We start from the raw sequence: 19,428 nt of genomic DNA, 5'->3' as shown, positions 1-19,428 counted from the left end.
TTCATAATTCATTCAAAAACAATAACTTAATACTCTCAAAGTCTTATTACGAAAAAAATCGTAGTAAACGCTTGCAAGTACGATTTTTTTCGTAGACATTTGGTACGAAGATTATCGTAATTAAATAACATCATGTATATCAAGCCCACCGAATCCGAACTGGAAATCCTGAACTACCTCTGGCAGGCAGGCCCTAGTACCGTCCGGGCCGTGCACGATGCCCTTTCCGAAACCAAGGACGTTGGCTACACCACCACCTTGAAACTCATGCAGATCATGCATGACAAAGGGCTGCTCTACCGCACGGAACAAGGACGATCGCACATTTACGTGGCGCTTCTCGGCAAAGAGGAGACGCAGCAGAATCTGGTAGGTAAAATGGTTGAAACCCTTTTTCAGGGCTCTGCCGCCCAGATGGTCATGCAGGCGCTGGGGAATCATACTACCTCCAAGGAAGAACTGGATGAAATTCGCGAGTTATTAAATGACCTGGAAAACAATCGTTAGCCATGAAATTCTTCTCAAATCTGTTACCTGGTCCGGCCGTTTCCGCATTTGGCTGGACACTCATCCACTCCATCTGGCAGGGAACACTGCTGATGCTGGTCGCTGTTGCCGCCTTCTATTTTTTGAGAAAAAAAACAGCCAATACACGCTATCTTGCGGGTGTTGGCTTCCTTTTCGCACAGGTGATCGCCTCTGTCGGAACATTCATTTACTACTATCCTAAAACCACCAGCGCGGTTTCCAATGCAAAGACATTGGCGCGCTACACCGCATTATCCGCATCCCGCACCTGGGCGGAAGTCTCCCGGGATCTGCCCATTTCGTTTAAAGTACAAATGTGGCTGACCGCCCACTTACACGAGCTCGTCATTTGCTGGCTCATCGGCTCGGGCATTCTCCTGTTGCGTTTCGCAGGCGGCTGGATTTTCACGGAAAGACTCCGACTCAATGCCAAAATCGTCATGGACAAGGAATGGCGCGCGAGATTCGGCGTGATCATCGCCAAAATGAATATTTCCAAATCCGTCGAATTCCGCGAAACGGCCAAAGTGCTCACACCTATGGTGATAGGCACATTCAGCCCGGTGGTACTGATCCCGATCGGCTTGCTGTCCGGGTTCTCCACAGCACAAGTCGAGGCAATCCTCGCCCACGAGCTCGCGCACATACGAAGGAACGATTACCTTATTAATATGCTGCAATCGTTCGTGGAAGTGATCTTTTTCTTTCATCCGGCGATCTGGTGGCTCTCCGAAAAAGTACGTGCCGAACGCGAGCATTGCTGCGACGACATTGCGCTGGCCGTTTGCGGTGATAAAATGTCCCTCGCCCACGCCCTCGTGAAAGTAGCCGAATGGCAGGCGACACCCGGATTGGCAATGGCATTTGCTTCTAAAAAACCATTATTGCTGCACCGTGTTCAACGTGTTTTAGGTTTAAATCCAAAACCCGTCCGTACATTTTCGAGCCTTCCTGCCATGATCTTCGCGATCGGATTGGTAATCGGCATTTCGGCTTATGCGGTGGCGCAGAAAGTGGAGAAGGACAAAGAACGGAAGGCGTCCAAAAACATGGCGATTAAGAAACGGAAGCCGGTAAAAATAGAATACCGCAAGGAGCATGAAATGGAAGAAATCGCCGAAGTAGCCATTGAAGAAGCCGTTCTTGAAAACATCGAGCCGGAATTCGCTTACGCCGATGTTCATATCGATGCGCCCGAAGCGGAGTTCGAGTATTCAGGCAATGATACGCTCGACAAAAAAATGTGGGAAATCAACCAGAAGATCCGGGCAATGCATGAGGAATTGAAACCCTATCATGCCAGATTGCAGGAACTGCATCTCGAACGGGAAAAGTACCGGTTTGAATCCGAACGATTTGATCGTGAAATAGAGAAAATCGAGTGGAAAAAACGCCGCGCCGAGGAGTTAAGATCGGATTTGATGGAAAAAAGGTCTGTCATTTTCAACCAGGATTCCAAGGAAAGCAAGCTCAGCGATGCGGAACTCGACAAGCATTTAGCAGATTTTGAGCAGCAGATCAAAGCACAGGAACAGGTCATTTCAGATCTTAACAATCAGATTTCCAATACGACCAAAGAGGCTTTCAAAGCGGATGTACCCGAGCAAAAAATTCAGAGAGAGATCGAAGAGGTCAATTTCAAGATCAGCGAACTCGGTAAGAACATCGGGCTGGAAACATTTAACTACCGGAAAATACGTGATCTTGAAGAGCCTCCGCGTGCGCCGAGGGTTGCACGTAGCGGACGCATGCGTCGTGCAGGAGCCCCGCCTCCTCCCCTACCCGCTCCGGCAGCGGCACCAGCGAAAGTAGCTCCCGCTCTCCCCGCGAAACCGGCACCTGCACCCAAACCGCCCCTTCCACCCAAAAAGGACCCGGCAAAAAATTGAAATGAAAATGGCAGCGACTGAATCGCTGCCATTTTCATTTATTCCACTTCAATCACCACATCGTCGCTCATCGGGTGCGTCACGCAGGTAAGGATAAAACCTTCACTGATCTCGGCCTGCGAAAGCGCGTCCTCCTCATCCATTTGTACTTTTCCGGACGTGCACCGGCCCATACAAGCCGTACACATGCCCGCCTGACACGAGTAAGGCAGGTCGATATCCATATTCAATGCCGCTTCGAGCACGGTCTCGTGGGGCTTTACAGGCAGTTTGTATTCTGTTCCTTCGTAAAACAGCGTGATTTCGCGTGTTTTGGGCGAATCGTCGTCTTCTGCTTCCGGCTCTAACGTTACCTCTCCGGGTTTGGCAGACGTTGCGGTAACAAAGCTCTCTTTCCGGATTTTGTCCTCCGGCACGGCCAGGATCGAAAGCGCGCGGTGCGATTCTTCCATCATGTCGTCGGGCCCGCACAGGAAGTATTCTGCTTCTTTTTTGTTTAGCGACGGAAGCTTTTCAATGATTTTAAGGACATGACTCTTATTCAAACGGCCAGTTTCGCCTTCCCAACCTTCTCCTGGCTGGCTTAATGAATGCACAATAGTGAATCGCTTGCCATATTTGGCTTCCAGGGTTGCAATTTTATCCTTGAAAATAATGCTATCCTCGCGCCGGCTTCCGTAAATCAGGAAAACCTCGCTTTCCGGTTCCACCATCAGCACCGATTTCAAAATTGAAAACAATGGCGTAATGCCGCTTCCGGCACCGATAAATACAACCTGACGCGTCTGGTCATCGGCCTGTTTAGGGAAGAAATGGCCCATTGGTTCCAATGCTTCCAGCACATCGCCCTCCTTGATCGTGTCCAGCAGCAAGTTCGAAGCGTAGCCGCCGGGCACGCGTTTAATGGTAATCGCAAGCGAAACATCGGTATAGGGCGAGCTCGACATCGAGTACGACCTTCTGATTTTCTTGTCTTCAAAAGGTAGCAGCAAAGTCAGGAACTGCCCCGGCCGGTACTGAACTACTTCATTGATCGGGTGCCAGAAATGGATGGTAGCAGCCTCCGCGGTTTCCTGCTCAACCTCTTTAACTTTCAAAAAATAGTATTTGCTCATTATCACATGGTCGGCGGTCGGCGGTCCATGGTCAGACCCGCATAATGCCACTTTATTGAAGAAATCCCTTCGGCTTACAACACAAAAGCCTCACAGGTAACACCCATGAGGCTTTTATGATTTCATTTTGATGTTATTTCAAAGTCGCCACGGCGTCTTTGATACGTTTTACCGCTTCTTCCAATGCTTCGTCGGCAGCGGCGGTTGAGATACGGATGCAATTTGGCGCACCGAAACCTGAACCTGCTACGGTCGAAACGTAAGATTTGTTCAAAAGCCAGTTAGCGAAATCGTCGGAATCTTTGATCGTCGTTTCACCATCCGATTTGCCGAAATAGTAGCTCACATCCGGGAATGCGTAGAATGCGCCTTGCGGTACATTCACTTTGAAACCCTCGATGTTTTTCAACAAACCTACCACCAGGTCACGGCGGCGGTGGTATGCCTTCGCCATTTCGATAGAAGGCTCTTTCGGGCCGTTGAATGCAGCCGTAGCCGCTTTCTGCGCGATAGAGTTCGTTCCGGAAGTAACCTGGCCTTGCAGTTTTTCAACGCCATCGGCGATCCATTTGGCCGCAGCGATGAAGCCGATCCGCCAGCCTGTCATGGCGTAACCTTTCGCCACACCGTTCACAGTGATCACGCGGTCTTTCAATGCAGGGATAGAACCGATGCTGAAATGGCCTTCCTCGGTGAAGTTGATGTATTCATAGATTTCGTCGGCCAGCACGTATACACCTTCGTGTTTTTCAAGTACAGCCGCGATCTCACGCAATTCTTTTTCTGAATAAACAGCGCCTGTCGGGTTGTTAGGCGAAGCGTACATCACCACTTTCGTACGTGGCGTGATCGCTGCTTCCAGCTGCGCGGCAGTTACTTTGAAATCGTTTTCAAATGCACCATCGATGATCACCGATTTTCCTTCGGCGAGTTTCACCATTTCAGAGTAGCTCACCCAGTAAGGTGCGAAAATCGCCACCTCATCACCCGGGTTTACCAGAACCTGGATCACGTTCGCGAGTGAATGCTTGGCACCGGTCGAAACCACGATATTTTCGGGATTCCAATCTATATTATTGTCGCGCTTTAACTTATCAGCAATGGCCTTTCGCAGATCAGGGTAACCTGCTACGGGTGAGTAACCATGAAAACCATCGTCGATGGCCTTTTTAGCGGCCTCGCAAATGTGTGCGGGCGTCTTGAAGTCTGGCTCTCCAACGCTCAGACTGATCACTTTATGGCCTTGTGCGGCCAGTTCACGGGCCATTTTGGTCATCGCCAGCGTCGAAGATTCTTCGAGGGCGTTGATGCGGTCGGCCAACCGGATTTGCTCTGCTACTGCGGACATTGCAACGTTTTAATTAAGTTAAAGAAGGTACTGCGAACTGTATCAACAAATTGCCCGCAAAGGTACGGGTTTTTTAACAGTTGCATTGTATTATGTCAAGAAAGATTTAATGGCTTCGCGCGATTTAGCAGGCGGCAAAGCCTGTCTGCTTGAAATGGCGGCACATTCAACGATATTTGTTTATGGACACACCAATCACTATTGAAGAAATCAACTATCTGGCCAATGTGCCTGAAAGCCTGCATGCCGCATTCCTCCGCGTGGCGAATGGACTGCACGAACGTGCGAAATACCCAAAAGAAAAGGTGCTTCTCATGCTTGTCAAGATGCTGAACGACCCGAAAAAGTACGCTTATTCGAAAAATAAGGTCACTAACCTCGCCAAAACCGTTTTTGACCTAAAAAAAGCCGGAACAGAAATTCCGCTGACCGATGCGGGCAAGGAGCTCATCTATAATGAAGAAGCCGTGCTTACGCTGGAAGAAAAAGAGCCTCAAAAGAAGACTGCATTCAACCTCCGCGAGGACAACCTGCATTACGCCGTTTTCGGCAAGGAGCACATCGAAGAAGGCGCATTAGCACAAATGGAAACCGCCGTTAGCTTACCCATATCGGTCGCTGGCGCATTAATGCCCGATGCACACCAAGGTTATGGATTACCTATCGGCGGCGTACTCGCCACAGAAGCCGACAAAGTGATCCCCTATGCCGTAGGCGTCGATATTGCCTGCCGCATGTGTATGTCCGTTTTCGACATTCCCACCGACTACCTCAAACGCGAGCCGCATTTCCTCAAAAAGATCCTTACCGAAAATACCAAATTCGGAATGGGCGGCGAAACGGCGCGTAAATACGATGAGAGCATTATGGATCAGGCCGAATGGGAAGCCACCAAGACCATTCGCTCATTGAAGGACAAAGCTTACCGGCAGCTTGGCACGTCGGGTACCGGCAACCATTTCGTAGAGTGGGGCATTGTAGAAGTATTCGAAAACGATCCGCTTTTGAATTTACCCAAAGGCGAATATCTCTCTTTGCTCTCGCATTCCGGCTCCCGGGGTTTCGGCGGCAATGTGGCCAATTATTATTCCAAGTTAGCCATGCAAAAAACGGTGCTGCCCAAACAAGCCGCCCACCTCGCTTGGCTCGACCTGAACACCGAAGAAGGCCAGGAATACTGGATCGCGATGAACCTCGCGGGCGACTACGCCTCAGCCAACCACCACGAAATCCACAACAAAATGGCCAAATCGCTGGGCGAGAAGCCATTGAAAATCATCGAAAACCACCACAATTTCGCTTGGAAAGAGCAACTAGCCGACGGCCGCGAAGTAATCGTCCACCGCAAAGGCGCCACCCCCGCCGGCTCCGACGAACTCGGCATTATCCCCGGCTCCATGGCCCAGCCCGGCTACGTCATCCGCGGAAAAGCGAATGCCGCCTCGATCAGTTCCGCCTCGCACGGTGCCGGCCGCCTGCTCTCACGCACGAAAGCGTTCACGACCACCACACGGAGCCAGATGAATAAGATTTTACAAGACAATGGTATTCAGCTAATTGGCGGAGATTTAGATGAGTCGCCGATGGTTTACAAGAATATTGAAGATGTGATTTCGGCGCAGTCGGAGCTCGTGCACGTACTGGCCAGGTTCTCACCCAAGATTGTACGGATGGCGGATGCGAATCGGAAGGAAGGGCGGGAGGATTGAAGCTAGTCGATTCCCAGTTGCTTCTTAACCTCTTCCAGGCTGTGCCAAGTCTGGTTTTCTGCTTTGGCCTTTACGGCAATTAAATAATCTGAAAGATCTTCGAGACTATCAAATTCTGACAATTCACTTAACAGCGCCTCGTACTCGCCAATAGGCAAAAGGGCGAATTTAGGCTTTCCGTTCTCCTCTATTATTTGTGCGTTTAGTATCATGAAATCTAAGAGTCAATTAAACAACGTGTTAAGCCAATTGACAAAACAGAGACACAAATCTTGATTGTAATCTAGATAAGACTTTGTAATCGCCTGTCCCATTGGCACTCCTGGTATTTCCTGCCAAGCTAGCCAAGTATGTATTAAAGCCTTCGAACGATGAGCGGCTCTAAACTTCGAAACATCCGCGGTTCCGATATTTGACAGAACCTTCTCTGCGTAAGGCAATAGCAAATCCTCGCGTGGAATCAGGAGCCGTACGAAATCTTCGATCATTCCAGAAGCACGATTATCCGGCATAAGCCAAATACCAACGATACAAGAATTAGCAGATGAATGAATGATGGTGCCCTTGGAATCGGGATTGGATGGAATGTTGTATCCGAGAGGCAATAGCAGATTTTCCAATTGCTGCCATCGCTTGCCCAAATCAACATCTGCATCCAGCAGAATGCCCAACCGTCGCTCCTTCAATTTAATCAAGATTGGAATTTGATTAAGTAGGTTATTTATTCCTTCACAAGATATTATCTCGAAGGATCCAGGTAGTTGATAGCGGCTGCAAATAGCGTTTACGACATGAAGATCATCCCTTCCCTCTACCAAAAGATGGGAAGCTTTGCTTTGGGATTTTTGATAGCTCATCTGCGGACTTCAATGTGATTATCTTTTATGACTTTTAACTCGTCCGGCTCGAAAACAAGTGATTCGATATTATCATCGATGTTTTCAAGCTTTATTAGAAGTCCGCTGAGTGGATTGGATACGTCTTTATTTACTATACTTTCAAAAGCACCAATAGTATCACTACTGTGGGTGGTGGCAAATACTTGTATGTTTAACTTTTCGGCCAACTGAAAAATAATCTTCCAAAGATCTTGTTGGACAGAGTAATGTAGGCCATTTTCAAATTCGTCTATCAAAAGGTATCCGCCTGAACTACTAATCATGGCAAGTACCAATGTTAATATGCGGTTTATGCCATCTCCCATTGATCTCAACGGTACTGGCTTCCGATGGCCGTTGAGCCGGACAACAAATCGGGTGTCATCGTCCTGCAATTCTTTTATTTGAGATATTCTTTCGACTCCGGGCTCTACCGCCTGCAAGGCACTTACTGCAATATCTTCTCCTTCCGTCAATGCAATTTTTGCCCACCAGATGTCCAGATCACTATCATCAACGGCATTTACCGCGGATATAAAATTACAAGCATCAGTTCGGCGGCCCGACAGCCAGTTCAACGCAATTGCATCCAACACATCGTTCTCGTGTAACGAACGAATGTATTTGTCCTGATCAGTGGTTATTTCAAGACCGATTCTTCCGTCACTGGACTGAACCGGCGCTTCCACTTTCATTTTGTATGCCTTGGTGATCAGGTTGGCAAAAATTTCAGGGACGTCGGTGTCTCCGAAATCAACGTGTTGCTCTCGATATCTCACAAAACGAAGCCCAAATCCAATTGGTAATAAAGTGTTTTCAGTTTCTGCCAGAATCTCAATCTTTTCTTCCTCGCTAAATCCGCCTTCTCGTCCGTAAAAAAGACCAGCTAATTCCTCAATTTGAATTGAAAGTTCCCGGAAACTCTTATACCGTTCCTGCCGAGCTATCAGGATCTTTTCCACAGTATTATCAAATCCACTTTGTAAAAGAACACGTAGGCTCTCCAAAAAACTTGTCTTGCCCGTATTATTCCTACCAATAATCAAATTGACACGACCCAGCCGCTCAATGCTGACGTGCCTGAGATTCCGGAAGTTCTTAATTTCAATGGATTTGAGCATTTTCTCGATGTAAAGCTCTCAAATATAATGCACTTTGGGCTCATCGTCAACCCGTCAAAACACCTCCCCCAAATTCACAAACAAACCCCTTGACCCATCCATTCCAAACCCATAGTCAATGGCAATGTTCGCGCCCGAGGTCTTATTCACTTTAATGCGGATGCCTAAGCCCCCCGCAGGGGCGATTTTTCGGAAGCTTTTCGAGGGCCAGTCGGAAACGCTCTGCGCATTGGCGAAGAGTACGCCGCCGAAAAGGCCGTTTTTGGTTAATGCGAATCGGTATTCTGATTCGAAGTAGAGCAGATTGTTGCTGCGGAAACGGCCCTGGATGTAGCCCCGGCCGATATTATTAGTTGGGTCCCAGCCGGTGGCCGGGAGGTCAAGGTAGGGCGGCTTGCCGATGGTAAGCCAATTGTAGTTCCAGAATGCCAGGGTGTTTTGGCTGCCGTGGGGCAGATTAAAGTAGCGGCGCACATCGATTACGACCGATTGCCAGTTGTTGGTGCTGCCGAGCGCGGTCATGTTCGGGCGGAACTGAACGTTGCTGTAAAATCCTTTTAAAGGGTTAATGGAGTTGGTGCGGCTGTCGTAGGCGACGGTAACGAGCGGGCCCACCGACGACGATTTGTTGCCCAGGCCATAGTCCTTAACATCCTGATTGAGCTTTTCCTCCTTGTCCGTTTGCATGATTTGCCACCTTTTGTCGTAAGCAAAGCCTAATCCAACGAAAAACGATTTTCCTATCCGCTTCAAAACGGTCTGATGCAGCCGCAAATGCTTGTATTTCAAATTAGTAGCATCCCTGATTTTGGAATCCATACCCAAGCCGTACGTATCCTGCGGATATTTAAAAAACCGCCAATCGACCACGAAATTGTAGTCATTATTCCGCGTCCAGATATTCGCCTGAACGGGGATCGTCATTTGCTTGTATTCGGTATAAATGAAATTGGTGGTAATGCTGGAAATGTTTGTCGTTTTGGGACTGCTGGTATAAAATGCGATGTTCGCATTGAGCGAGCCGGTGAGACCGGAGGATAGCGTATACCCGCCGGCAGGTACAAGGGAAAAGATCGGTTTTCCTGATTTGATCTTCGGAACACGCACGGAATCCGATTTGTCCTTCGATTTCCACTTCCTGAGCACGTCGATCAGGTCTTTTTGCATCACTTTCTGCGCGGAATCCGCGGCGGCAACGGTGTCCTGAACTGCGACTTGCGGGAATGCAACATAGTTTCCGGCCTGCAAACCATTCACGGTCAGCATGATGAGCACGGTTCCTATGTAGAAAAGTTTCATTAGCAGGTCGGGTTTGTTAAGCACATTCCTAGTAATATATATCAAAATAATGCCCGCCACAAAAAAAGCCACCGGCTTCTTGCGAAACCGATGGCTTTGTACCACTAAATGTGGCTATTATGCTAATGCAGCCTTCAAATTGGTGTCGATAGCTTCCAGGAACTCTTCTGTGTACAGGTAGTGCTCACCGTGTTTCACATCGTTTCCGTGTAGGCCGATCGCCAAATCTTTTGTCATTTGCCCACCTTCCACAGTTTCGATACACACTTTTTCCAAAGCGTTAGCGAAATCGATCAGCGGCTGGTTGTTGTCCAGCTTACCACGGAACGCCAGACCGCGTGTCCATGCGAAGATGGAAGCGATTGGGTTAGTGGAAGTTGGCTTACCTTTCTGGTGCTCGCGGTAGTGACGTGTCACCGTTCCGTGTGCTGCCTCAGCTTCCATTACTTTGCCGTCTGGGGTAACCAATGTTGAAGTCATAAGACCCAGTGAACCAAAGCCTTGCGCAACGGTATCCGACTGAACGTCACCGTCGTAGTTTTTACAAGCCCAAACGAAGTTACCTTCCCATTTCAATGCGGAAGCCACCATGTCGTCGATCAGACGGTGCTCGTAATGTACTTTTCCTTTGTATTCGTTTTCGTACACTTCCTGGAAGATATCCTTGAAGCGGCCGTCGTATTTTTTAAGGATGGTGTTTTTGGTAGAAAGGTACAGAGGCCATCCTTTGTCCAAAGCCACGTTGAAGCATGAGCGTGCGAAGCCACGGATCGACTCGTCGATGTTGTACATACCCATCGCTACACCGGCACCTTTGAACTGGTACACTTCGTGCTCGATCACTTGTCCGTCTTCGCCTTCGAATTTAATGGTCAGTTTACCTTTTCCTGGTACTACAAAGTCGGTAGCGCGGTATTGGTCACCGAATGCGTGACGTCCTACGATAATCGGCGCTGTCCAGTTGGTAACCAGGCGCGGCACGTTTTGCATTACGATCGGCTCACGGAACACAGTACCATCGAGGATGTTACGGATGGTTCCGTTAGGCGATTTCCACATTTGTTTCAGGTTGAATTCTTTTACGCGGTCTTCATCAGGAGTGATGGTTGCACATTTGATACCCACGCCGTATTCTCTGATTGCATTGGCAGCATCAATGGTAACCTGGTCATTGGTCTCGTCGCGGTACTCGATGCCCAAATCGTAGTATTTGATATCTACGTCGATGTAAGGCAGGATGAGTTTTTCCTTGATAAATTTCCAGATGATGCGGGTCATTTCATCGCCATCCAGTTCTACGACGGGATTGTCAACTTTAATTTTGCTCATGTCTTAAATTCTATACAATAGTTAAAGATTTTGAAATCAGACCGTGAAAGTACGAACAATAGAATAAAAAGGCGAAATTTCCTCCGATTACAATCCCAAAAAGACGACAGTACCCGATGAAAAAGGCCGCATTGCGCAAGGAATTTTTACAAAAAAGAAAAGAGGCGGATGAGCACTGGCTGATCGAAAAAAACGTCCTGATCGCGCAGAATCTTGAAAAATTTATCCAAAACAATCAGTTCAAAACCCTTCATACCTTTCTTCCCCAACTAGGCTCGCGAGAGATACACACGTCTTATATTGTTGAGCTGTTCCGGGTTTCATTCCCCAATATGCGTATTGCAGCGCCTTACATTATACCCGGCACACGGGAAATGGAGCACTATCTACTGACTCCACATACGAATTTGGTTATCAATCAATGGAGAATACCCGAACCTGACCCATTGACTTCCGAAAAAATACAGCCGCAGGAAATCGACATTGTGCTCGTTCCGCTCCTTGCGTTTGACCGCAAAGGTTACCGTGTGGGCTACGGCGGCGGATATTATGATCGTTTCCTACCTCAAACCCGCCCCGAATGCATTAAAATGGGCCTTTCGTTTTTTGAGGAAGTGCAAGAAATAGAGGACATTGACGAATATGACATCGCGCTGGATCTGTGCATTACGCCTGAGCGTGTGTATAATTTCAATGATTAATCGGCGGGATTTAACAATTTCAAAAGCCTATAAAACAGCTCTGAAATATCGGCTTTGGACGTTTGCGACTGAATTTTAATGCATTAATGGTTGAATTTCCGGCATCATTCTAAAAAACTGCGTAAATTTGCGGCACTTTTTGCGGGGTGGCAGACGCCATTTGCAGGGAGTAAATCATATTCTATCCATTTTTAATCTTAATGCAAGAATGAAAATCGCAGTAGTAGGCGCTACCGGTCTGGTGGGCGGCGAAATCCTCAAAGTGCTCGAAGAGCGTAATTTCCCGGTGACGGAGCTATTGGCCGTCGCATCTGAAAGGTCTGTTGGTAAGGAAGTTACATTCAAGGGTAAACAGATAAAGGTGATCGGCTTCGAGGATGCGATTGCTGCCAAACCGGAGATCGCGATCTTCTCGGCCGGCGGTAGCACTTCATTGGAACTGGCACCGAGATTCGCAGAAGCGGGCATCACGGTGGTGGATAACTCTTCGGCATGGCGTATGGACCCGACCAAAAAACTGGTGGTTCCGGAAATCAATGCAGTCGAACTGACGAAAGAAGACAAAATTATCGCAAACCCGAACTGCTCGACCATTCAAATGGTGGTTGTGCTGAATCCTTTGCACAAAAAATATAAAATTAAGCGTGTGGTTGTTTCCACTTACCAATCGGTAACCGGAACAGGCAAAGCGGCGGTAGATCAATTGTTCTCCGAGCGCGCAGGCGACCACAGCAAAGGCAAAGTGTACCCGCACCAGATCGACCTTAACGTGTTGCCGCACATCGACGTGTTCCTCGACAACGGTTATACCAAAGAGGAAATGAAGATGACTAACGAAACGAAGAAGATCATGAGCGACGACAGCATTGCTGTAACTGCTACAACTGTTCGTATCCCGACAATCGGCGGTCACTCTGAGGCAGTTAACATCGAGTTCGAAAACGAATACGACCTCGACGAAGTACGTCAGATCCTGAGCGAAACCGAAGGCGTAATTGTACAAGACGATCCGAAAAATGCATTGTACCCGATGCCATTGACGGCGCATGGCAAAGACGAAACTTTCGTAGGCCGCATCCGTCGCGACGAATCTCAGCCTAAAACGCTGAACCTGTGGATCGTAGCGGATAACCTGCGTAAAGGCGCTGCTACCAATGCGGTTCAGATCGCTGAGTTTTTGGCGAAACATGAGCTTGTAGGTGTTGGTGCCGAAGCTTAGATAAAAAGAAAGGGTCGCGACGCGACCCTTTCTTTTTATCTGTCAACCTCTCCCATTACCACATCGATCGAGCCGATCACAGCGACCAAATCCGCGAGCAATGCGCCTTTTGATATTTCACCGATTACCGAAAGGTTATTGAAAGAACAAGCCCGCGCTTTGCAGCGAACGGGAATATCAGCCCGGCCATCCGTACGGAAATAGAAACCCAGCTCCCCTTTCGGATTTTCAGCGCGGACGTAAAAATCCATCGCCTTCGGTCGGATTTTCTTGGGAACAATGGCTTGCGGATCGAAATCACGGGTTCTTTTGTGATCTCCCTGTAATTGCACCAGGCTTTGCTCAATGATTTTCACCGATTCCCAGCATTCTACCACGCGCACCCAGGTACGGTCCCAGCAATCGCCGGTTTTACCCAGCTTTCCTTCGCCGATAGGTATTTCAAAATCCAGCTCCGGATAAACGGAATAGCCATCTACTTTTCTCAAATCATATCGCAAACCCGAACCGCGCAGCATTGGTCCGGTACAACCATAATTAATAGCCACATCCAGCGGCAGCACGCCCACATTCGCCGTTCTTTGGATAAATATCTTGTTATCTACCACGAGCTGCTGCAATTCGATCAGCTTGGGTTTCAAATATTTGATGAACTCCGCGCAGCGCTCTTCGAAACCGACGGGCAGATCGTAGAATAACCCGCCTATCCATATATAATTGTACAGCATCCGCGCGCCGCAGGTCCATTCGAGCAGGCGTAGGATCTGCTCGCGGTCGCGCATCATCCACAGGAACGGCGTGTACGCGCCTATGTCCATCGCGTACGTGCCCAGCGCGACGAAGTGCGAGGCCAGGCGGTTCAGCTCAGCAACCACGACGCGGATATACTCAACGCGTTTGGGAATGTCGTTTTCAATGCCCAGCATTCTTTCCACGCCCATCGCATACGCATGCTCGGAATTCATCGCAGCCACATAATCCATCCGGTCTACGTAAGGGATGATCTGGTTGAAGGGAAGCGATTCCGCGTGTTTTTCAAAACAACGGTGCAAATAGCCCAAATGCGGCACCACATCGATCACCACCTCGCCGTCGGTCACCACTTCAAGGCGCAATACGCCGTGCGTCGAAGGGTGCTGTGGGCCCATATTGAGCACCATCTCCTCCGTACGAAGGTTTTCGGAGTTGTATTTCGTAGGCGCCGAAGCAATGAAATGCTCGGGTTTATATTCGTATTGGATTGCGTTGCTCATACCTAAAACCTAACTAGCTTCTGATCGTGTACTTCCACGCGCAAAGGCCCGATAGGCCGACCTTCATTGTGCAGACGATCTACTGCTGTAACATAATAAACATATCTTTTGCCCGCTTCGGCGCTCATATCCACGAATTTTTCGCCTTCATGACACATTCCCAGAATGCGGCGCGGGTCGTGCGCGGTGGCTTTTTCGTCTGGCGGGAAACGGTAGATCACATAATACCAAGCCTTGTCACCGTCTGCCGCAGCATCCGGCTGCTCCCACGTCAGCTCGATGCCGCGTGAAAGTAATGTGGCTTTGAGGCTTTTGGGCGACAATGGCGGAATTTTGTCTTTCCAGGGCATTGTCGGGATTAATGCAGGATATTTGAAAAGATCTCTTCTCAATGAATCCACAAAACCCAGACTATTAGCCCTTAACGATCTCGAACTAAAAAAAATAGACCCATCGGCCTCATTATCACGAAAATAGCGAATCTGGTTGGGTATTTCCTTCGGATTCGACCAATGCGAATCCTTATCCTTATAGCCGACGCGATACGCGCCCATTCCTATATATAAGTGTCTGTCAAAACAATTCTCGGTCCACCAGTCCACCAGATTTTTATAAGGTACCCGATTGAAACCCGACGAAAAATAGACCTGCGGCGCAATGTAATCGATCCAGCCTTCTTTTACCCAGCGGCGACTGTCGGCGAACAAGTCGTCGTAGGAAGCCAGCGCTCCGAATGTTTTGGAACCTTCGGCATCACGGTCTTTATTTCGCCAAACTCCGAACGGACTGATCCCGAATTTGAGCTTTGGATTCAATGCTTCCAGTGCGTCGTGGATTTGTTTTACCAATAAATCCACATTATGGCGGCGCCAATCGGCTTTGTTGGTGTAGCCGTCGGAGTACTTTTTAAATGTCGCGTCGTCCTGAATTACCTGACCGGGTGCGGCATAAGGATAAAAATAGTCGTCGAAGTGAATGCCGTCGACATCATAGTTCTTTGCGACGTTGACGGTCATGTCGGTAATGAACTTGCGCACTTCGGGAATGCCGAAATCGAAGAGTTTGTAGCCGTCGTAGCTCAGAATCCACTCCGGATGGAGCCGGCTGATGTTCTCCGCGGAAACGCTTTTGGAAGATTTATGAACAAGCCGGTTGAGGTTTAGCCAGGCGTGAAATTCGAGACCACGCTTATGCGCTTCGGTGATCATAAAGTCGAGCGGGTCCCACATCGGGTCGGGTTTGCGCCCCTGCACGCCCGTAAGCCATTCCGACCACGGTTCGGGGCTTTTGGCATAGAATGCATCCCCCGCCGCGCGCACCTGCACGAACACCGCATTCATCCCTACTCTTTTGTGGAAATCGAGCAGTTCGGAGAATTCCTCCTGCTGCTCCTCCGGAAGAAGTGTTTTGCTGCTTGGCCAATCAATATTGTCGACAGTGGCTATCCAGACCGCTCTAAACTCTCTCTTCGGGGGCAGATCACTCTCTGTTTCCGCGCTCTGAGCCATGCAACTTTCCAGCAAAAACGTGATTATAACGAAGGAAAGCGCAACAATTTTAATTTTTTTCACTATCTGACCAATGCAAAATGTTAATCCAACCAAAGTAACGTATTTTGGAACAAAGTTAGCCGACAACCGTCTTAATTTCGAGCAATAACGGATTGATTTGGATCGCCCTATGAAAATCGGCGCTATCGGCCTTTTCTTGACTTAGTTATATTTTAGCGCTGGAATGATGTTTTAATCTGGCTTTCCGGCCAGGCACGTAAAAATCCAGGTGTTGTAATTCTGAATTATTTTTCTGCATATTTATTGTGTAATAACAAGGATTTTTGTGACATAACCGGAGCAAAAATCGCTTTAAAATACCCTAGTAACGCTTAAACTGTACCCTAATTGGAACCATTTGTCAAAACCACTAAGAAAAACGTCCTGTTCGAAGTTGCATGGGAGGTTTGTAATCAAGTTGGAGGGATATATACCGTAATAAGGACCAAGGTCCCCGCGATGGTTGAGAAATGGGAAGAGAACTATTTTCTCCTTGGGCCTTATTTCGAAAAGAAAGCGTCTTCCGAATTTGAAATGATTCACGATCTGGACGATTCCCCGGCAGGGCGGATCGTTAAGAGAATGCGTGATATGGGTTTCGTAGTGTATTATGGCTACTGGCTCGTAACCGGGAAGCCACGGGTAGTGCTGTTCGACGTGGATAGCATTATGGGCCAGCTCGATGCAATTAAATTTAACCTTTGGGAGAAGAACCGCATTCCGACGATCAACGTCGAACATCTTGTAAACCAGACGCTTTGTTTCGGCGAGCTGGTGCGTATATTCCTGAAAGAATATGCGGAGGAGAATGCGAAACGGGAGGAAATTTCCGCGCAATTCCACGAGTGGATGGCAAGCAGCGGGATGCCGGAGCTGAAACGCGAGAATGTCAAGATCGCGACTACGTTCACGACGCACGCTACGATGCTGGGCCGTTACCTGGCGCAAAATGTTTCGGGTTTTTATAACAAACTACCTTTCTTCGATTGGGAGCAGGAAGCTAAAAACTATGGCATCCTGGCGCAATGCTCGATCGAGCGACAAGCTGCGCTGAATGCACACGTGCTCACCACGGTAAGCGATGTCACAGCCCGCGAATGCGAGGTGTTCCTCGGCCGCATGCCTGATCTCGTCACACCAAACGGCCTTAACGTAGTGCGTTTCCAGGCGGTACACGAGTTTCAGAACCTGCATTTGAAGCACAAGGAACGCATTCACGAGTTTGTAATGGGGCATTTCTTTCCCAGCTACTCATTCGATCTGGATAAAACGCTTTATTTCTTCACATCCGGCCGTTATGAATATTCCAACAAAGGTTACGATCTCACGCTCGAGGCCCTGGCCCGCCTGAACTGGAAAATGGTGCAGGCGAATATGGATATGACGGTGGTAATGTTCATCGTCACCAAACAGCCGTATACGTCGGTCAATCCGGATGTGCTGCAATCACGCGCGGTGCTGAATGAGTTGCAGGAAACCTGTACGGCTATTGAAAAAGAAGTGGGCGAAAAGCTTTTCCTCGCCACCGCATCCGGCGCCGACCACAAAATGCCCGATCTGAACGAGTTTGTGGACGAATATTGGCGTCTCCGCCTTCGCCGGACAATCCAGAGCTGGAAAACCGACAGGCTGCCCGCATTCGTCACGCACGATTTGAAACAGGAAGACGGCATTACCGATTTCTGTAAACGCGCCAACCTCGTCAACAACGAGCGCGACCGTGTCAAAATCGTCTACCACCCCGATTTCATCGCGTCCACCAATCCGTTGTTCGGTCTCGATTACGGGCAATTCGTACGTGGCTGCCATCTGGGCGTCTTCCCAAGCTACTATGAGCCATGGGGCTACACGCCATTAGAATGTGTAGTCCGCGGCGTCCCCACCGTCACCAGCGACCTTTCTGGCTTCGGCGACTATATCATGCAAATCATGCGTGATTACGAAAACCGGGGCATTTACGTCATCAACCGCAAATCCCAAAACTTCTCACAAGCCGCCGACCAGCTTGCCGATATCCTGTTCAAATTCGTGCGAATGCAGCGCCGCGACCGCATTATGCAGCGCAACCGCGTGGAGAATATCTCGGATGTGTTCGACTGGATGAACCTAAGGTCGTATTACGATACGGCGCATGATCTGGCCGCGAAGCGCAAGAAGCCTTGATAAAATTTAGTGCGAAGCCTGGTGATGTGAGTCGCCGGGCTTTTTTGCATTTGAATTTTATGTAAAAGGCCATAAATTACCTTGCTAACCTCTCCAAATGCCCCGCCAATGTGCCAATATTGCAAACCAGCACATTCTCCCGCATGTTATAATCTTCCGCCGATGGTGTGACTACCAGCAATGGAGGGCTGCCAAGGTCTTCCTGCGCCAGCGTATTTCCTCTGCTTAACACCGGACTATTCGTGTATTTGATTTCAATAGCCACTTTGACATTATTTCCCTTTACCAGTACCAAATCCAGCTCGGCACCATCTTGCGTACGGTAGAAATAGGGCTGAATATTATACGGCAGACCGGCTATCACTTGCTGTATCACATATCCTTCCCACGAATTACCAAGCAGGATATTACCTGCCAACTCCTCAGAATCTGTAATTCCAGCCAGCGAATGAAGCATTCCACTATCGCGAATGTATAGCTTCGGCGTTTTGACCAGCCTTTTACTGATATTCACAAACCATGGTTGCAGCCTGCGGATCAGAAAAGCGTTTTCCAGATAACCCAGGTAATTTTGAACCGTTGGGACACTCATTTTGAGCGAATTCGCCAGCTGCGATACATTCAGCAAACTCCCGTGCACGCTTACGAGCATATTCATGAGCAAGCGCATGTCACGCGGGCTAGCCGGAATGCCCATCAGCGGCAAGTCCCGTTCCAGGTAGGTACTGATGAAATCCCCCATTTTCCGAAATGCAGCGTTATCGGATGCCGCTTGCAAAACGTCGGGAAAGCCGCCGCGCAGCCAATGTTCGCGGTAAGAGATTTGTTCCTTCACCTCTTCCAGCGTCAATGGGTGTAGTTCTAAATACGATATACGCCCTGCTAACGTCTCTGAGCTATTTTTGAGTAAGTCGGGCGACGCAGAGCCGAGTAATACGAATCGCCCCGGCATACGCTTTTTATCAATCAAAGATCTCAGCAAGGGGAAGAGTGAGGGCATCCGCTGGATTTCGTCGATGATAATGGTTGATTCTTCTCTTTCTCCAAGATACAACTCCGCATCCCGCAATCTGTTGAGGTCGGTATCCGATTCCAGATCAAGGTAAATGCTGGGATGGGGAAATTGGGTGGCGAGCTGTTTGACAAGCGTTGTTTTACCGACCTGCCTGGGGCCAAGCAGCGCTATCACCGGTGTGTCCGATATTAACTCGATGATTTCCTTTTCAATCGTCCTGGGAAACATAACCTGAAATTAAGCCCGTTATTTTAAAGTTTGATTTAAAAATACCGGTATTAATTTGAAAATCCTAGTGTAATAGGATCGCT

General features: G+C 48.7%; 16 protein-coding genes. 6 read left to right on the top strand and 10 right to left on the bottom strand.

The features are described 5' to 3' along the window. The first annotated feature begins 132 nt into the window (after positions 1-132). Positions 133-507, top strand: a complete 375-nt coding sequence (locus BLQ88_RS10725) for a BlaI/MecI/CopY family transcriptional regulator (RefSeq protein WP_090149120.1) — start codon at positions 133-135, stop codon at positions 505-507. A 2-nt stretch (positions 508-509) separates the two neighbouring features. Further along, positions 510-2,417 (top strand): M56 family metallopeptidase, encoded by a 1,908-nt coding sequence (locus BLQ88_RS10720; RefSeq protein ID WP_090149117.1) that lies wholly within the window; start codon positions 510-512, stop codon positions 2,415-2,417. Between the two features lie 38 nt (positions 2,418-2,455). Here BLQ88_RS10720 and BLQ88_RS10715 read toward each other — a convergent pair whose 3' ends face one another. Continuing rightward, a complete protein-coding gene (locus tag BLQ88_RS10715; RefSeq protein ID WP_090149808.1) occupies positions 2,456-3,532 on the bottom strand; it encodes a ferredoxin--NADP reductase in 1,077 nt (358 codons plus the stop codon). Between the two features lie 133 nt (positions 3,533-3,665). Further along, entirely contained in the window at positions 3,666-4,880 is a 1,215-nt protein-coding gene (locus tag BLQ88_RS10710) for a pyridoxal phosphate-dependent aminotransferase (RefSeq protein WP_090149114.1), read from the bottom strand. A gap of 182 nt (positions 4,881-5,062) precedes the next feature. Here BLQ88_RS10710 and BLQ88_RS10705 point away from each other — a divergent pair, with 182 nt between their 5' ends. Then, entirely contained in the window at positions 5,063-6,589 is a 1,527-nt protein-coding gene (locus tag BLQ88_RS10705) for an RtcB family protein (RefSeq protein WP_090149111.1), read from the top strand. A gap of 2 nt (positions 6,590-6,591) precedes the next feature. On the opposite strand, the gene BLQ88_RS10700 is transcribed toward BLQ88_RS10705, so the two are convergent. The 5 genes from BLQ88_RS10700 to BLQ88_RS10680 all read right to left on the bottom strand — a co-directional run bounded on the left by BLQ88_RS10700 (position 6,592) and on the right by BLQ88_RS10680 (position 11,216). Continuing rightward, complete coding sequence (locus BLQ88_RS10700) at positions 6,592-6,801, bottom strand: prevent-host-death family protein (RefSeq protein WP_090149108.1); 210 nt, start codon at positions 6,799-6,801, stop codon at positions 6,592-6,594. A 12-nt stretch (positions 6,802-6,813) separates the two neighbouring features. Continuing rightward, positions 6,814-7,446: a DUF3226 domain-containing protein gene (locus BLQ88_RS10695; RefSeq protein ID WP_090149105.1), complete on the bottom strand. Its 633-nt coding sequence runs from the start codon at positions 7,444-7,446 to the stop codon at positions 6,814-6,816. After that, positions 7,443-8,588: an AAA family ATPase gene (locus BLQ88_RS10690; protein WP_090149103.1), complete on the bottom strand. Its 1,146-nt coding sequence runs from the start codon at positions 8,586-8,588 to the stop codon at positions 7,443-7,445. Before BLQ88_RS10690 ends, BLQ88_RS10695 begins: the two co-directional genes overlap by 4 nt. A gap of 54 nt (positions 8,589-8,642) precedes the next feature. Further along, positions 8,643-9,887, bottom strand: a complete 1,245-nt coding sequence (locus tag BLQ88_RS10685) for a BamA/TamA family outer membrane protein (RefSeq protein WP_090149805.1) — start codon at positions 9,885-9,887, stop codon at positions 8,643-8,645. Between the two features lie 117 nt (positions 9,888-10,004). Beyond that, the gene (locus tag BLQ88_RS10680; protein ID WP_090149100.1) at positions 10,005-11,216 is read right to left on the bottom strand and encodes an NADP-dependent isocitrate dehydrogenase; all 1,212 of its coding nucleotides are present in this window, start codon (positions 11,214-11,216) and stop codon (positions 10,005-10,007) included. A 116-nt stretch (positions 11,217-11,332) separates the two neighbouring features. Here BLQ88_RS10680 and BLQ88_RS10675 point away from each other — a divergent pair, with 116 nt between their 5' ends. Beyond that, a complete protein-coding gene (locus tag BLQ88_RS10675; RefSeq protein ID WP_090149098.1) occupies positions 11,333-11,917 on the top strand; it encodes a 5-formyltetrahydrofolate cyclo-ligase in 585 nt (194 codons plus the stop codon). Between the two features lie 208 nt (positions 11,918-12,125). After that, positions 12,126-13,136 (top strand): aspartate-semialdehyde dehydrogenase, encoded by a 1,011-nt coding sequence (locus tag BLQ88_RS10670; RefSeq protein WP_090149096.1) that lies wholly within the window; start codon positions 12,126-12,128, stop codon positions 13,134-13,136. Positions 13,137-13,171: 35 nt separating this feature from the next. Here the strand turns inward: BLQ88_RS10670 and BLQ88_RS10665 are convergent, their stop codons facing one another. After that, positions 13,172-14,389 (bottom strand): NADH-quinone oxidoreductase subunit D, encoded by a 1,218-nt coding sequence (locus tag BLQ88_RS10665; protein ID WP_090149093.1) that lies wholly within the window; start codon positions 14,387-14,389, stop codon positions 13,172-13,174. A gap of 2 nt (positions 14,390-14,391) precedes the next feature. After that, entirely contained in the window at positions 14,392-15,897 is a 1,506-nt protein-coding gene (locus BLQ88_RS10660; protein WP_229212658.1) for a glycoside hydrolase family 10-like protein, read from the bottom strand. Positions 15,898-16,287: 390 nt separating this feature from the next. Between BLQ88_RS10660 and BLQ88_RS10655 the strand changes: the two genes are divergently transcribed. Then, a complete protein-coding gene (locus BLQ88_RS10655) occupies positions 16,288-18,102 on the top strand; it encodes a glycosyltransferase (RefSeq protein ID WP_090149087.1) in 1,815 nt (604 codons plus the stop codon). Between the two features lie 76 nt (positions 18,103-18,178). Here BLQ88_RS10655 and BLQ88_RS10650 read toward each other — a convergent pair whose 3' ends face one another. After that, on the bottom strand, positions 18,179-19,345 hold the full coding sequence (locus BLQ88_RS10650; RefSeq protein ID WP_090149084.1) for an ATP-binding protein: 1,167 nt from the start codon (positions 19,343-19,345) through the stop codon (positions 18,179-18,181). Between the last annotated feature and the right edge of the window lie 83 nt (positions 19,346-19,428).

Source organism: Dyadobacter soli, from assembly GCF_900101885.1.
In the GTDB taxonomy this organism is placed as follows: Bacteria; Bacteroidota; Bacteroidia; order Cytophagales; family Spirosomataceae; genus Dyadobacter; species Dyadobacter soli.
This window is presented reverse-complemented; position numbering and strand designations above follow the sequence as displayed.